The organism is Pseudomonas sp. BIOMIG1BAC (assembly GCF_001705995.2).
GTDB classification, from domain to species: domain Bacteria; phylum Pseudomonadota; class Gammaproteobacteria; order Pseudomonadales; family Pseudomonadaceae; genus Aquipseudomonas; species Aquipseudomonas sessilinigenes.
In genome coordinates this window covers 701236-716407 of record NZ_CP049045.1, presented here as the reverse complement: position 1 = coordinate 716407, position 15172 = coordinate 701236, and the positions used below count along the sequence as shown (strand labels likewise).

Genomic DNA, 15172 nt, shown 5'->3' with positions numbered 1-15172 from the left:
AATCGCCGAGGCATCACCAGCAGGTCGAGCCCGGTTGTCGGAGTCGAAAATGAAAGATTGGCTGGACCAGATCAAATGGGACGAGCACGGCCTGGTGCCGGCCATCGCCCAGGATCACAAGACCGGGCGCGTGCTGATGATGGCCTGGATGAACCGTGAAGCCCTGGGCCTGACCGCCGCTGAGCAGCGTGCCATCTACTGGTCACGTTCGCGTGGCAAGCTATGGCGCAAGGGCGAGGAGTCCGGGCATGTGCAGAAGCTGCATGAAATGCGCCTGGACTGCGACGCCGATGTGATCATCCTGATGGTCGAGCAGATCGGCGACATTGCCTGCCATACCGGCCGTCACAGCTGTTTCTACCGCGTCTACGAAGATGGCGAGTGGAAAACCGTCGAACCGGTCCTCAAGGACCCGCACGCGATTTATTCTGCAGGACACTGACATGAGCGATACCCTGACCCGTCTGGCCCAGGTACTGGAGGAGCGCAAGAACGCCGCCGCCGACAGTTCCTACGTGGCCAGCCTGTACCACAAGGGCCTGAACAAGATCCTGGAAAAGGTCGGCGAAGAATCGGTGGAAACCATCATCGCCGCCAAGGACGCCGCCACCAGCGGCGACTGCAGCGATGTGATCTACGAAACGGCTGACCTGTGGTTCCACACCCTGGTCATGCTGGCCCAACTTGGGCAGCATCCCCAGGCCGTACTGGATGAACTGGACCGCCGCTTTGGCCTGTCCGGGCACGTCGAGAAAGCCTCGCGTCCGTCCGCCTGAACAATTTTCTAAGAGGAAACGCAGCATGGGCATTTTTGACTGGAAACACTGGATCGTCATCCTGGTGGTCGTGGTACTGGTATTCGGCACCAAGAAGCTCAAGAACCTGGGCACCGACGTCGGCGAATCGATCAAGGGCTTTCGCAAGGCTATGAACGACGACGAAAAACCGGCCGAACCTGTGGTACCACCGGCTCCGCAAGCTGCCCAGCCAGCCCAGCCACAGCAGGGCGCACCGCTGAACCAGCCGCACACCATCGATGTGCAGGCGCAGAAAGTCGAAGAGCCGACCCGCAAAGACTCGTGAGCACTGACTAATGTTTGGTATCAGCTTCTCTGAACTGCTGCTGGTGGGCCTGGTGGCCCTGCTGGTGCTCGGCCCCGAGCGCCTGCCCGGCGCTGCGCGCACCGCCGGCCTCTGGGTCGGTCGCCTCAAGCGCAGCTTCAACGCGATAAAACAGGAAGTTGAACGTGAGATCGGCGCCGACGAAATCCGTCGGCAGCTGCACAACGAGCACATCCTGTCGCTGGAACAGGAGGCGCGGAAAATCCTCGCCCCGAACCAGCAACAGCCAGCGCCCGTGGAGCCGGCAGCCGAACAGGTCGCAGCGACGCCTGCCACCCCTGCAGGTGAAGCCGCTGCGCCGGCCGAAGCACCTGCGACGTCGACCGCAGAGCCTGCTGCCCCAGTGGCGGCACCTGCCACTGCGGCTCCCCACGACCCCACTTTGCCGCCGCGAGCACCATGAGCGATATTCCAGAGAACGACCAACACATGCCGCTGGTGTCGCACCTCACCGAGCTGCGGACCCGCCTGCTGCGCTGCGTAGCGGCGATCTTCATCATCTTCGCCGGGTTGTTCGCCTTCACCCAGCAGATCTACACCATCGTCTCCACGCCACTGCGCCAGTACCTGCCAGCAGGCGCGACGATGATCGCCACCGACGTTGCCTCGCCGTTCCTCACGCCGTTGAAGCTGACCATGATGGTCTCGCTGTTCCTGGCGATCCCGGTGATCCTGCACCAGATCTGGGGATTCATCGCCCCTGGCCTGTACAAGCATGAGAAACGCATCGCCGTGCCGCTGCTGGTGTCGAGCATCCTGCTGTTCTACGTGGGCATGGCGTTCGCCTATTTTCTGGTGTTCCCGCTGATCTTCAAGTTCTTCGCCGCCGCCACTCCGGCCGGTGTGGAAATGATGACCGACATCACCAGCTACCTCGATTTCGTCATGACCCTGTTCTTCGCCTTCGGCGTGGCCTTCGAGATCCCGGTGGCAGTGGTACTGCTGGTGTGGATCGGCGTGGTCAACGTGGAGTACCTGAAGAAGATCCGCCCCTACGTGATCATCGGTTGCTTCGTGGTGGGCATGATCCTCACCCCGCCCGACATCTTCTCCCAGACCTTGCTGGCCGTGCCCATGTGGTTGCTGTTCGAGATCGGCGTGCTGTTTGGCGGGCTGATCAGCAAACGCGACGCACAGTCGGACGATACCCCGGCCGACGACCACAACGACCAGCCGCCAGCGACCCAAGCGTGAACCTGCTGTTGCTCGAGGAGGCCGACTTCATCGCGGCCGACCGTGTGGTGCTGCGCGACCGGCGCCTGGTACATATGCAGGAAGTGCATCGCGTGGCGGTAGGCGACAGCCTGCGGGTGGGCCGTATCGGTGGCTTGATGGGCAGCGCCCAAGTGCTGCGCCTGGAGCCTGCCGAGGCCGAGCTGCAAGTGACCCTGGAGCAAGCGCCACCGGCCAAGCTGCCGCTGACCCTGGTCCTGGCCCTGCCCCGGCCGAAGATGCTGCGCCGAGTGCTGCAGACCGTGGCGGCCATGGGCGTGCCCCGGCTGGTGCTGGTCAACAGCTACCGGGTGGAAAAAAGCTTCTGGCAAACGCCTTTTCTCGAACCCGAAGCCATTCGCCAGCAGTTGGTGCTCGGCCTGGAACAGGCTCGCGACAGCATCCTGCCCGAGGTGGTCATCGAGAAACGCTTCAAGCCCTTCGTCGAGGACCGCCTGCCGGCCCTGAGCGAAGGCACCCTGGGCCTGGTCGGCCATCCCGGCCCGTATCCAGCCTGCCCGCGTAACCTGGACCAGCCGGTGACCCTGGCCATCGGCCCGGAAGGCGGCTGGATTCCCTACGAGATCGACCTGCTGGGCAAGACCGGCCTGCAACCGGTGCAACTGGGTGAGCGCATCCTGCGGGTCGAGACCGCCGTCACCGCCCTGCTAGCGCGCCTGTTCTAGAGTCCGCAACACCTCGCAGGCTGCGGCCAGCCTGACTTTTCAGTCGTAGTGGCAACCCGCCAGTCAGTTACAGAAAGCCCTGCTTTCGCCGATAGCCTATGGTTAAGCCCAAATTGCTAAAAAGGGAGTTCACAGCATGTACCGTTGGCTAGCCAGAAACCTGGGGAACGTGAGTGTCAGCCGCAAGCTTGGCATCGGCTTCGGCCTGGTACTGCTCCTGACCCTGCTGATCACCGCCACTGGCTGGAGCGGCCTGGGCCAGGTGATCGAACGCGGCGACAAGCTGGGCAACATCTCTTCGCTCAACGCCATGACCAAGGATCTGCGCATCGCCCGTCTCACCTACGAGATGAACCATGGCGAGCAAGGCCCGGCTGCGGTCAGCGACATGCTCAAGCAGCTCGACGAAGGGCTGCGTGCCGCCCGTGGACAACTGCAGCAACCTGAAAGCATCGCCCTGGTGGACCAGCAACTGGACGCCGTGGCCGGGTACCAGAAAGCCTTTACCGACATGACCCGCGCCACCGCCAGCCGCGAGACCGCGCGCTCCCAGCTCGGCGCCACGGCTGACAACGCCGTGGCTCGAGTGAGCGAGGTCGAGAAATCCCTGCTGCAGGGCGACAGCGTGGCGCAGTTCAACAGCGTCATCGATCTGTCCAAGCTGATCCAGCAAGCGCGCTTCCAGGTGCGCGGCTACACCTACAGCAGCAAGGCCGATGCCAGGCAACCCGCCCTGGATGCCATCGACAATGCCCTGGGCAACCTGGCCAGCCTGCCATCCCGGCTGCCCGAGCAGCACATCGCCAACCTGCAACAGGCCAGCGACTCGCTCAAGGCCTACCGCGTGGCCGTCAGTGCCTTCAGCGACGCCGAACAAGCCAGTGCCGACGCCCTCAAGCGCATGGCGGCCCAGGGCGACCGCCTGATGGACCTGAGCAAGCAACTGACCATCGAACAGACCCACAAGCGCGATGCCGACGCCAACCAGGCCAGGAGCATGCTGCTGATTGCCACTGTACTGGCCCTGGTTTTCGGCCTGATCGCGGCCTGGGCCATCACCCGGCAGATCGTCCTGCCACTGCAGCAGACTCTGAAGGCCGCCGAGCGCGTGGCATCCGGAGACCTGAGCCAGAACCTGGCGGTGGACCGACGCGACGAATTGGGCCAATTGCAAAAGGCCATGCAGCGCATGACCCAAGGCCTGCGGGAACTGATCGGCGGCATCAGCGACGGCGTGACCCAGATCGCCAGCGCCGCCGAACAGCTCTCCGCCGTCACCGAGCAGACCAGCGCCGGGGTCAACAGCCAGAAGGTCGAGACCGACCAGGTGGCCACCGCCATGAACGAAATGGCCGCCACGGTACAGGAGGTGGCACGTAACGCCGAAGAAGCCTCCGAAGCAGCCGTGGCCGCCGACCAGCAGGCCCGCGAAGGCGATCGAGTGGTCAGCGAAGCCATTGCCCAGATCGAACGCCTGGCCAGCGAGGTGGACCACTCCACCGAGGCCATGAGCCATCTCAAGCAGGAGAGCGACAAGATCGGCAGTGTGCTGGACGTGATCAAGTCAGTGGCCCAGCAGACCAACCTGCTGGCCCTCAACGCTGCCATCGAGGCGGCCCGGGCCGGCGAGGCCGGGCGTGGTTTCGCGGTGGTGGCCGACGAAGTCCGCAGCCTGGCCCAGCGCACCCAGCAATCGACCGAGGAGATTGCCGAGCTGATCGTGGGCCTGCAAAGCGGCACCCAGCAGGTGGCCAGCACCCTGGACACCAGCCGCAGCCTCACCGACAGCAGCGTCGAGCTGACACGCCGGGCGGGCGGATCGCTGGACAACATCACCCGTACTGTCTCGGCGATCCAGGCGATGAACCAGCAGATCGCTGCCGCGGCTGAGCAACAGAGCGCGGTGGCCGAAGAGATCAATCGTAGTGTGCTGAACGTGCGCGATGTGTCCGAGCAGACCTCGTCGGCCAGCGAGGAAACCGCTGCCTCGAGCGCCGAACTGGCGCGCCTGGGGATTCACCTGCAAGGCCTGGTGGGACGGTTCAAGGTCTGACCCCTGTGGCCGCTGCCGCAGGCTGGTAAAGAGCCTGCGGGGGCGGATCGACCGTTGGAAGGCCCTGCGGGCCTTGTCGTAGCCTCGCAAGCTCGGCAGCGGCTACAAGGCGCTGCGTACGGGCAACACAGGAGGCCCCAGGGCCTTCCAGCGGTTACAAGGCCGGGTTACAGGACCTGGCGCAGGAAGGCCTGGGCCCGGGGATCTTGGGGGGCACTGAAGAACACTTCGGGCGCGGCATCTTCGAGCAACTTGCCGTGATCGAAGAACAGCACCCGATTCGCCACTTCCCGGGCAAAGCCCATTTCATGGGTCACGCAGACCATGGTCATGCCTTCCAGCGCCAGGGTCTTCATCACGTCCAGTACCTCGCCGACCATTTCCGGGTCCAGGGCCGAGGTCGGCTCGTCGAACAGCATCACCTTGGGTTCCATGGCCAGGGCCCGGGCAATTGCCACCCGCTGTTGCTGGCCACCGGAAAGCCGCGATGGAAACTCGTGGGCCTTGTGGGCGATGCCAACCTTCTCCAGCAAGGCCAGGGCCTTGGCCTCGCGCTCCTGCTTGCCGCGCTTGCGGACGATCTTCTGTGCCAGGCAGAGGTTGTCCAGCACGGTCATGTGCGGGAACAGGTTGAAATGCTGGAACACCATGCCCACCTCGCGACGGTAGGCGTTTACATCGGTCCTGGGGTCGGCCAGTTGCAGGCCGTCGATGCTCACCGAACCGGAGTCGAAGGTCTCCAGGCCGTTGAGGCAACGCAGGAATGTCGATTTACCGGAGCCGGACGGACCGATCACCACCAGCACTTCACCCTTGGCCACCTGGGTGGTGACGTTGTCCACCGCGCGCACCACTTGGCCACGGGTGTCGAAGACTTTTACCAGATCGCGGACTTCAATCACTTTGCGCGAGCCTCCGCTCAAGCCGGCTGGCCATCTTCGACAGCGGCAGGTTGATCAACAGGTACAGGGCCGCCACGCAGAACAGGATCTCGAATGGCGAAAACGAGGTGGTGATGACTTCCCGACCGCTCTTGAGCAGTTCGGTGATGGCGATGACCGACACCAGCGAGGTGTCCTTGACCAGGCTGATGAACTGCCCGGCCAGCGGTGGCAGTACCCGCTTGAAGGCCTGGGGCAGCACCACATGGCGCATCGACTGGCCGGCGCTCAGGCCCAGGGAGCGAGCCGCTTCGTTCTGCCCACGGGCAATGGACTGCACCCCGGCACGGACGATTTCCGCCACGTAGGCTCCGGTGAACAGCGACAGCGCGGCGATCCCGGCGAACTCCCGGGACAGGTTGAGCACCGTGCCGATGAAGAAGTAGAAAATGAAGATCTGCACCAGCAGCGGCGTGCCGCGCACCAGTTCGACATAGATGGCCGACAGGTCGCGCAGGGTCGGGTTGCTGGACAGCCGGCACAGGCCGGTAGCCAGGCCAATGACCAGGCCCAGTACGCCGGACACCACCGACAGCCACAGGGTGGTCCACAAGCCCCACAACAATGGCCCTGCCGCCCAGTGCCGGGTTACGCCTATCACGTCGCCCTCGGCCACATCGTCGCCACTGGCCACCTGCAGGCTGCCCTCGTCGACGCTCAGGTGCTGCTCGCTGCCGGAGTCGCCCTTGAGGGTGACTTCAGCCTTGCCGCCCTTGCGCACCACCTCGGCGACGGTGGAAATCTCGGCCGCGCGCTGGGATTCCTCGGCCTGGTAGGCGAAGTACTGCGGGACGCGGTTCCAGCGCCATTCATAGGACATCAGCGAGGTGGCGTAGTACAGGGCGCCAGCCAGGCCGACCAGCACCAGCACGGTCAATACGTGCCAGGGCCATTGGGCTTTGTTCTGTTTCATTGGGTTTGCGGATTCCGAATGCTGGGTCGCCAGGGACAGCGCCTTCGCCGGCAAGCCTCGCTCCTACATGGATTGCGCAAACCTGTAGAAACGAGGCTTGCCCGCAAGCGGGGCAGCCCGGTCTGGGTGAGCGAGTGTTATTCCATGTCCTTGAGCCACTCGGTGCTCTTGAACCACTTGTCGTGGATCCGATCGTAAGTGCCGTCTTCGTGAATCTGGTGCAGGAAGTTGTTGATGAAGTTGATGCTGTCGTAGTCGCCCTTCTTCAGGCCGAAGGCCAGCGGCTCGTAGGTGAACGGCTTGTCGAGGAATACCAGCTTGCCATTGCCCACCTTGCTCACCGCCACCACGTTGTACGGGGCATCGTAGATGAAGGCGTCGGCCTTGCCATTGACCACGTCCAGCACCGCTTCCTGCTCGTTGTCATAGCCGTGGTACTTGGCCTTGGCGATCAGCTTCTTGGCCACCATCTCACCGGTGGTGCCCAGCTTGGAGGTAATGCGGTAGTCGGCGCTGTTCAGGTCCTTGTAGGACTTGATGGTGCCTTCCAGGTCCTTGCGGATCAGCAGGGTCTGGCCGACCACGATGAAGGGTTCGCTGAAGTTCAGGCGCAGGTTGCGCTCCTGGGTCAGGGTCATGCCGCTGCCGATCATGTCGAACTTGTCGGTCAGCAGGGCCGGGATGATGCCGTCGTAGCCGGTGGAGACCATCTCCAGCTTGACCCCCATGGACTTGGCCATGGCCTTGAGCAGGTCGACTTCGAAACCGATGATCTCGCCGCGCTTGTTGGTCATTTCGAACGGCATGTAGGTCGGGTCCATGCCCACCTTCAGCGTGCCGCGCTTGACCGCGTCGTCGATAGCGCCGGCCTGGGCCGTGCTGACCGCCAACATGGCTGCGGCCCCCGCCAGCAGCAGCGAAAAATACTTCTTCATCTCAAGTCCCCTGAAAGCCATTTTATTGTGGTGCCTGCGCGTTGCAGTCCATTGTTGGCGAACCTTCGGATACCAGGTCGTGGTGATCACGCACAGAAATTTGCGGGTGCGATGCTAACGCACTCGGGCATTTGCACAAGGTTTTTGTTGTAGGACGAGACTGGCGGGAAGGTAGAAAGCAAAACGCCCTTGAGCACAGGCTCAAGGGCGTTGGCTTCAAGCCGGTTGCGGCGCCGCGACTAACGGCTGCAACGGCAACAACGGGGCATGGGGGTCGGCGGTCACCGACTGGCGCCAGGCGCCGAGCCACTCGGCGTGACCCTCGCTCCAGACCAGTTGGTGCAGGCGTCCCAGGGCCACCGGATCGCTCAACAACGCCAGACGCTCGCTGTTGTTCAACGCAGCCGGGCCGGCCTTGAGGGCATGACGCACCCGCTCCTGGCGCAACCATTCGATCGGCTCGGCCTGGGTGTGGCGGGAGGTAGCCAGGGCACAGGCCAGGGCGTTCTGCTGCGGATCCACCACGGCCCGGACGAAACCGTCGTTGAGCGCATGCCAGCGGTTCTCGTGGGTGTACTGGTCCGTGGCCAGCAGCGCCTGGGGCGGTGCATATTCCTCGGGGATCAGGAACAGGTTCTCGTCACGGGACTTCAGGCCCAGGCCGACGCGGCTGGAGATCACCGATACCGGGATCGACAGCATCAACGAGCCGACGATCGGCACCAGCCACCAGAGGAAGCTGGGATTCAGCCAGATCACCAGCAGCGCCCAGCAAAAGCCCAGCAGGGTCTGCGGACCGTGGCGACGGACCGCCTCGCTCCAGGGCGTGGAGTCGTCGTCACGTTGTGGCGAATTCCAGGTCGCTGCCCAGCCGAGGAACGCGGCCAGCACGAAGCGGGTGTGGAAGATCATCCGCACCGGCGCCAGCAGCATGGAGAACAGCATCTCCAGCAGCATCGACAGGGTGACCTTGAACTTGCCGCCAAACTCTTTCGCACCCTTGGCCCAGATCAGGATGATGCTGAGCAGCTTGGGCAGGAACAGCAGCACGATGGTGGTGGAGAACAGCGCGATGGCCTTGTCCGGATGCCACTGCGGCCACAGCGGATACAGCTGCCGAGGCTCCAGGAAATACTGCGGCTCCATCAGCGTGTTGACCGCCAGCAGGGCCGTGGACAGCACCAGGAAGAAGAACCACAACGGCGCCGACAGGTACGACATCACCCCGGTGAGGAACACCGCACGGTGCACCGGGTGCATGCCCTTGACCAGGAACAGGCGGAAGTTCATCAGGTTGCCGTGGCACCAGCGGCGGTCGCGCTTGAGCTCGTCCAGCAGGTTCGGCGGCAGTTCTTCATAGCTGCCCGGCAAGTCGTAGGCGATCCACACGCCCCAGCCGGCACGACGCATCAGCGCCGCTTCGACGAAGTCGTGGGAGAGGATCGCACCGGCGAACGCACCCTTGCCCGGCAACGGCGCCAGGGCGCAGTGCTCGATGAACGGCTTCATGCGGATGATCGCGTTATGGCCCCAGTAGTGGGATTCACCCAGCTGCCAGAAGTGCAGGCCGGCGGTGAACAGCGGGCCATAGACGCGGGTAGCGAACTGCTGCATGCGCGCATACAGGGTGTCCATGCCCGAGGCCTTCGGCGCGGTCTGGATGATCCCCGCATCCGGCGTGGCTTCCATCAAGCGCACCAGGCTGGTCAGGCATTCGCCGCTCATCACGCTGTCGGCGTCGAGCACCACCATGTACTTGTAGTCACCGCCCCAGCGGCGGCAGAAGTCGTCGAGGTTGCCGCTCTTGCGCTTTACGCGACGGCGGCGACGACGATAGAAGATCTTGCCGAAACCCTTGGCCTCGCGGCACACGTCCAGCCAGGCCTGCTGCTCGGCCACGCAGATGTCACTGTCGTTACTGTCGCTGAGGACGAAGAAGTCGAAGCGATCCAGGTCGCCAGTGGCTGCTACCGACTCGAAGGTCGCGCGCAGGCCGGCGAATACCCGGGGCACGTCTTCGTTGCAGATCGGCATCACCAGCGCAGTGCGTGCATTCTCGGGAATAGGCTCGTTGCCGGCACTGGCCCCGGAAATACGGTACTTGTCGTGGCCCGTCAGCAACTCCAGGAAGCCCATCAGTGCAGTCCAGAAGCCTGCCGAAACCCAGCAGAACAGGATGCCGAACAGGATCAGGATGCTGGTCTGCAAGGCGTAGGGCAGGACCTGCTGCGCGGTCTGCAGCAATGGCTGGTGCACCACTTCTTCCAGGTCCACGAAGGACCAGCCCTGGTACGGCATGATGCCTTTCATGTACCAGCCGGCGACGATGGTCTGGCCAAGCATCAGCAACAACAGGATATAGCGCCGGATCGAACCCACGGTGCGCCAGCGGGCAGCCGGCAGCACGCGCTCGTCCTTCTTCGGTGCAGGCGGGTTGGTGCGCCCGGTCATGCGCCGCCAGCCACGTACCAGGATGTTGGTACGCCATGGCTCAGGCACGACCCGGGTACGCCGGATGGGCGGTGCTGCCTTGAGGCAGATCCGCCCCTGGGCATCGACACCCAGCATCTGGGCATCGCTGAGTTCATCCGCGGTGCTCAGGGCCAGGCGCTCGCCCACCGAAGCCTGGGCGGCATCGGCGGGTTCATCGAAGGCCTTGGACGACAGGCGTTGGTGCAGTTCGCTGAAGGACTTGCAGCCCGCGAGTTCCGCGCGCTGCTGGTCCGACATGGGCAAATGAGCCAGGTACTCGGCGAGAGACTCTGGCTGTAGTTGAGAGTTACTCATCGGCAGGCAACTGGTAGCTCCAGGTCTCGGTCAGGACTTGCTCGGTCTTGGCCGGTTCCGGTGTGGCTGGGGCCGCCTCGGCAGCTGCAGGCTGCTTGGCGTCTTTATGATCCTTGGCGTCCTTGTCCTTGGCGTGCTTGGCATCCTTGGAGTCCTTGGCTGGCTTGGCTTCAGCCTGCTTGGCCGCCGCAGCTGCCGCAGCTGCCGCAGCTGCCGCCTCCTTCTCCTTTTTCTCCTGCTGTTTGGCTGCAAGCTTGTCAGCCTTGGCCACGGAGGAGTTGGAGTTCGGCGTCGAGGCCTTGGCCGGCTCGGCTTGCGGGATGTCACGCACCAGCGCAGCACGCAGCTCGGTAGCCTTGCTTGGGTCCTTGATCTTCAACCGCAGGGTCAGGCGCCAGCCTTTGGTTTCCGGGTTGAAGCGAACGCTGTTCTCCACCAGCTCGGCATTGTCGCCCACGCTGACTTGGCTGCGAACATCGGCGTTCTCCGGCAATGCCGCCAGGGACGGGCCTTCGAAGTCCACCAGGTAGGCAACGCTGCCATCGGGTTGGCGAATCAGGTTGGACTGCTTGACGTCGCCAGTGGAACGCAGGGTCTGCTGGACCCAGGCGCTGTCAGGAGAATGCAGGGCCGCTTCGTCCATGGTCCAGTGCAGGCGGTAGGCGAAGTCCAGCGGTTGGCCAGGCTCAGGCTGCTTTTCCGGGTTCCAGAAGGCCACGATGTTGTCGTTGGTCTCGTCCGCGGTCGGGATCTCCACCAGGTCGACGGTGCCCTTGCCCCAGTCGCCCTTAGGCTCGATCCAGGCACTTGGACGCTTGTCGTAGCGGTCATCGAGGTCTTCGTAATGGCTGAAGTCACGGCCACGCTGGAGCAGGCCGAAACCGCGCGGGTTCTCGACCGAGAAGTTGCTCACGGCCAGGTGTTTCGGGTTGTTCAGCGGACGCCAGATCCACTCGCCATTGCCGGCATGGATCGACAGGCCGCTGGAGTCGTGCAGTTCACGACGATAGTTGAGGACCTTGGACGGCTGGTTGGCGCCGAACAGGTACATGCTGGTCAGCGGGGCCAGGCCCAGCTTGCCGACCTTGTCACGCAGGAACACCCGTGCCTTGACGTCGACGATGGTGTCGGCGCCCGGACGCAGGGTCAGGCGGTAGGCACCCGTGGCCCGAGGCGAATCCAACAGGGCGTAGATCACCAGGTGCTTGTCGGTAGGCTTGGGTTGCTGGATCCAGAACTCGCTGAAGCGCGGGAATTCTTCGCCAGACGGCAACGCGGTATCGATTGCCAGGCCACGGGCGGACAAGCCATAGACATGGCCCTTGCCGACGACGCGGAAGTAACTCGCGCCGAGCATGGTCATGATCTCGTCTTGCTTGTCGGCCTTGTTGATCGGGTACAGCACGCGGAAACCGGCATAACCCAGCTTCTCGGTGGCCTTGGGATCGAACTTGACGTCACCGAAGTCGAAACGGTTCGGATCGTACTTGATCTCGGAAACGTTATTGGCGCTGATCTCGTTGATCTTCACCGGCGTGTCGAAGTGCATGCCCTGGTGATAGAACGACAGCTTGAATGGGGTTTTCTGGTCGGCCCACTCGGCTTTTTCGGTGAGGAAGCGGATTTTCTGATAATCCGCGAACTTCATGTCGCGAAATTCGGTTGGCAGGTTACTGCGCGGAGCCTCGTACTTCTGCCCAGCCAGGTCCTTGGCCTTGGACGACACATCATCCAGATTGAATGCCATGATTTGGCCGGCACCGAACAGGCAGAACAGCGCAGAGCCCGCCACTAGTGCGTTTCGTAACCGTTTGGCAAACAAGTTTGGTGCATTACAGGGACTAACAATCACGAGCAACCCTCGCCGAAAACAGATCAAAAAACCAACGGCCAGCTATCTACATGCCAGGTTGGCGAGCATTGTTCCGACTCCGATGGGGCTAAATGATTCCCCAAACGGCCGTGGACAAGTCTCTACTTAAGTCAAAATGGACCAACGAACGCTGATCCCCGTAGCGCGCGATTATCTAGTAGCCCGCGTTACAACGCATCAGGGGTAACAAAGTATTTATCGCGAAAAACAGCAGTTTCCGGAGCAAATCGACGGAAAAAGATGTTTCAGGCACTTTCAAGTCTGTAACAGGAAGGTGACCGGGCCATCATTGACCAGATGCACCTGCATGTCCGCACCGAAGCGCCCTGATGCCACTTTGCCATGCAACTGTTGCGCCTTCACTAACAAGTAGTCGAAAAGCTCCTCGCCGAGGGCCGGAGGCGCCGCCGTGGAGAAGCTCGGGCGCAACCCGCTCTTGGTATCCGCCGCCAGGGTGAACTGCGAGACCAGCAGCAAACCGCCCTGCACATCGGTCAGGGACAGGTTCATCTTGCCCTCGGCATCACTGAACACCCGATAGTTAAGCAGCTTATGCAGGAGTTTGTCGGCGTTGGCCCGGGTATCCCCAGGCTCCACCGCCACCAGCACCAGCAGCCCCTGGTCCACCGAGCCGACGATTTCACCGGCCACTTCCACTCGCGCGCCGGCCACGCGCTGCAACAGGCCCTTCATGCTTCTTCGGGCGGCAGGTCGAGCAGGCGCCGGGCCATCTGGTCGGTAGCGCGCACCAGTGCATCGGTGATGCCCGGCTCGGATGCGGCGTGACCAGCGTCGCGAATCACTTGCAGCTCGCTGTTGGGCCAGGCCTGGTGCAGTTCCCAGGCATTGTCCAGGGGGCAGATCACATCGTAGCGGCCGTGAATGATCACCCCCGGCAGATGGGCAATCTTGCCCATGTCGCGGATCAGTTGGTCGGGTTCGAGGAAAGCATCGTTGATGAAGTAGTGGCACTCGATCCGGGCAATCGACAGGGCCCGCTGCGGCTCGGAGAAGCGATCCACCACCAGAGGGTTCGGGCGCAGGGTCGCCGTACGGCCCTCCCAGCCGGACCAGGCCTTGGCCGCGTGCATCTGGGCGATCTGGTCATTGCCGGTCAAGCGCTTGTGGAAAGCGCTGACCAGGTCATGACGCTCCTCCAGTGGGATCGGCGCCACATAATCCTGCCAGTAGTCGGGGAACAGGCGGCTGGCACCGCACTGGTAGTACCACTGGATCTCCTGGGGACGGGCCAGGAAGATGCCGCGCACAATCAGGCCCAGTACACGGTCGGGGTGAGTCTGGGCATAGGCCAGGGCCAGGGTCGAGCCCCAGGAACCACCGAACAGTACCCACTTGTCGATGCCCAGGTGCTCGCGGATCTGCTCCAGGTCGGCTACCAGGTCCCAGGTGGTGTTGTTTTCCAGGCTGGCGTGGGGGCTGGAGCGCCCGCAGCCACGCTGGTCGAAAGTGACGATGCGATACAGGTTCGGATCGAAGTAGCAGCGACTGGCACCATCGCAGCCAGCTCCCGGGCCACCGTGAATGAACACCACCGGCAAGCCTTCCGGTGAACCACTTTCGTCGACATACAGCACATGGGGTTCGTCGACGGCCAGATCGTGCCGGGCATAGGGTTTGATCTGTGGGTACAAAGTCTTCATTACGCGCTCCGTGGAGGTCGGGATCATCCCTGAAGGGACTTCATTTATGCTGCCGTCCGGCATCATAAACCCGAATTACGCAATGAGCATGTCCTTGAGAAAAATGGGGTTGTTGGCTTCGCCCATCAACCCCAGGGGCCTGCCGCTGCTCGCATCAGCGGCAAGCTGTCACAACACCGCTCAGCGCCCGTAACGCTCCTGTCCCCAGGCCAGCAAGCCTTGCAGCAGCTCCTTGAGCACGAGCTGGGTCGGTGCTGCCAGGTCCTCGCGGTAACGGAACGGTTCGACCTCCTCCATATAGGTGCTTTGCGCCAACTCCAGTTGCACCGCATGCACATGCTCGGCCGGATTGCCGTAGTGACGGGTGATATGCCCGCCCTTGAAGCGCCCGTTGAGCACATGGGTGTAGTCGCCATGGCCCGCGCAGATCGATTCCAGGCGCCCGGCCAACTGCGCATCGCAGCTGGCGCCGTTGAACGTGCCGAGGTTGAAGTCCGGCAGCTTGCCGTCGAACAGGTGCGGGATCAGCGAGCGGATGGAGTGGGCATCGAACAGCAAGGCATAGCCGAACTCGGCCTTGAGTCGCGCCAGCTCCTGCTGCAGGGTGCGGTGATACGGTCCCCAGACCTGCTCCAGGTACTGCCCACGTTCTTCCTTCGAGGGCTCCTGGCCCTCGACGAACAGAGGCTCGCCATCGAACAGGGTCGCCGGGTACAAACCGGTGGTGGCCCCGACATACAACGGCTTGTCGTCGGACGGCCGGTTCAGGTCGATGACGAAACGCGAGTACTCGGCCGCCAGCACGCTGGCCCCCAGCGCCTGGGCAAACTCGTACAGCCGCGGGATATGCCAGTCGGTGTCCGGCAAGCTCTGCGCCTGGGGCACCAGGCCGGCGGCCACCGCCGGGCTCAGGCGCGTACCCGCGTGGGGCATGCTGATCAAGAGCGGCACCCGGCCTTGTTTGAAGTTCAGAACCTTATCCACAAGCC

General features: G+C 63.1%; 15 protein-coding genes and 1 pseudogene. 8 read left to right on the top strand and 8 right to left on the bottom strand.

Annotated features, from left to right (window positions below; all coding sequences use genetic code 11):
- Positions 1 to 49: 49 nt before the first annotated feature.
- The 8 genes and pseudogenes from hisI (at position 50) to ATY02_RS36480 (ending at position 5073) form a co-directional block, all read left to right on the top strand.
- Positions 50 to 442 carry a phosphoribosyl-AMP cyclohydrolase gene (hisI, locus tag ATY02_RS03250; RefSeq protein WP_068589318.1) on the top strand — a complete coding sequence of 131 codons (393 nt, stop codon included), beginning with the start codon at positions 50 to 52 and terminating at the stop codon, positions 440 to 442.
- A gap of 1 nt (position 443) precedes the next feature.
- Positions 444 to 776, top strand: a complete 333-nt coding sequence (locus tag ATY02_RS03245; RefSeq protein WP_068589321.1) for a phosphoribosyl-ATP diphosphatase — start codon at positions 444 to 446, stop codon at positions 774 to 776.
- 25 nt (positions 777 to 801) lie between these two features.
- The gene (locus tag ATY02_RS03240; RefSeq protein WP_068589324.1) at positions 802 to 1083 is read left to right on the top strand and encodes a twin-arginine translocase TatA/TatE family subunit; all 282 of its coding nucleotides are present in this window, start codon (positions 802 to 804) and stop codon (positions 1081 to 1083) included.
- 10 nt (positions 1084 to 1093) lie between these two features.
- Complete coding sequence (gene tatB / locus ATY02_RS03235; RefSeq protein ID WP_068589328.1) at positions 1094 to 1525, top strand: Sec-independent protein translocase protein TatB; 432 nt, start codon at positions 1094 to 1096, stop codon at positions 1523 to 1525.
- Positions 1522 to 2316, top strand: a complete 795-nt coding sequence (gene tatC / locus ATY02_RS03230) for a twin-arginine translocase subunit TatC (RefSeq protein WP_068589331.1) — start codon at positions 1522 to 1524, stop codon at positions 2314 to 2316. The genes tatB and tatC overlap by 4 nt, the downstream gene beginning before the upstream one ends.
- Positions 2313 to 3020, top strand: coding sequence for a 16S rRNA (uracil(1498)-N(3))-methyltransferase (locus ATY02_RS03225; RefSeq protein WP_068589334.1), 708 nt, complete (start codon positions 2313 to 2315; stop codon positions 3018 to 3020). Before tatC ends, ATY02_RS03225 begins: the two co-directional genes overlap by 4 nt.
- A gap of 136 nt (positions 3021 to 3156) precedes the next feature.
- Positions 3157 to 4170, top strand: a pseudogene (locus ATY02_RS36485) (methyl-accepting chemotaxis protein); the annotation flags it as partial.
- A 30-nt stretch (positions 4171 to 4200) separates the two neighbouring features.
- Positions 4201 to 5073 carry a methyl-accepting chemotaxis protein gene (locus ATY02_RS36480; RefSeq protein ID WP_416220669.1) on the top strand — a complete coding sequence of 291 codons (873 nt, stop codon included), beginning with the start codon at positions 4201 to 4203 and terminating at the stop codon, positions 5071 to 5073.
- 167 nt (positions 5074 to 5240) lie between these two features.
- Here ATY02_RS36480 and ATY02_RS03215 read toward each other — a convergent pair whose 3' ends face one another.
- The 8 genes from ATY02_RS03215 to hutG form a co-directional block, all read right to left on the bottom strand.
- The gene (locus ATY02_RS03215) at positions 5241 to 5975 is read right to left on the bottom strand and encodes an amino acid ABC transporter ATP-binding protein (protein WP_068589338.1); all 735 of its coding nucleotides are present in this window, start codon (positions 5973 to 5975) and stop codon (positions 5241 to 5243) included.
- A complete protein-coding gene (locus ATY02_RS03210; RefSeq protein ID WP_068589588.1) occupies positions 5968 to 6927 on the bottom strand; it encodes an amino acid ABC transporter permease in 960 nt (319 codons plus the stop codon). Before ATY02_RS03210 ends, ATY02_RS03215 begins: the two co-directional genes overlap by 8 nt.
- 137 nt (positions 6928 to 7064) lie before the next feature.
- Complete coding sequence (locus tag ATY02_RS03205; RefSeq protein WP_068589340.1) at positions 7065 to 7862, bottom strand: transporter substrate-binding domain-containing protein; 798 nt, start codon at positions 7860 to 7862, stop codon at positions 7065 to 7067.
- 216 nt (positions 7863 to 8078) lie between these two features.
- Positions 8079 to 10649: a glucans biosynthesis glucosyltransferase MdoH gene (mdoH, locus tag ATY02_RS03200; protein ID WP_068589343.1), complete on the bottom strand. Its 2571-nt coding sequence runs from the start codon at positions 10647 to 10649 to the stop codon at positions 8079 to 8081.
- Entirely contained in the window at positions 10642 to 12501 is a 1860-nt protein-coding gene (locus ATY02_RS03195; RefSeq protein ID WP_068589591.1) for a glucan biosynthesis protein G, read from the bottom strand. The genes mdoH and ATY02_RS03195 overlap by 8 nt, the downstream gene beginning before the upstream one ends.
- 276 nt (positions 12502 to 12777) lie before the next feature.
- On the bottom strand, positions 12778 to 13215 hold the full coding sequence (gene dtd, locus ATY02_RS03190) for a D-aminoacyl-tRNA deacylase (RefSeq protein WP_068589346.1): 438 nt from the start codon (positions 13213 to 13215) through the stop codon (positions 12778 to 12780).
- Positions 13212 to 14183 carry a prolyl aminopeptidase gene (pip, locus tag ATY02_RS03185; RefSeq protein ID WP_068589348.1) on the bottom strand — a complete coding sequence of 324 codons (972 nt, stop codon included), beginning with the start codon at positions 14181 to 14183 and terminating at the stop codon, positions 13212 to 13214. Before pip ends, dtd begins: the two co-directional genes overlap by 4 nt.
- Before the next feature lie 180 nt (positions 14184 to 14363).
- A complete protein-coding gene (gene hutG / locus ATY02_RS03180) occupies positions 14364 to 15167 on the bottom strand; it encodes an N-formylglutamate deformylase (protein WP_068589351.1) in 804 nt (267 codons plus the stop codon).
- Positions 15168 to 15172: the final 5 nt, after the last annotated feature.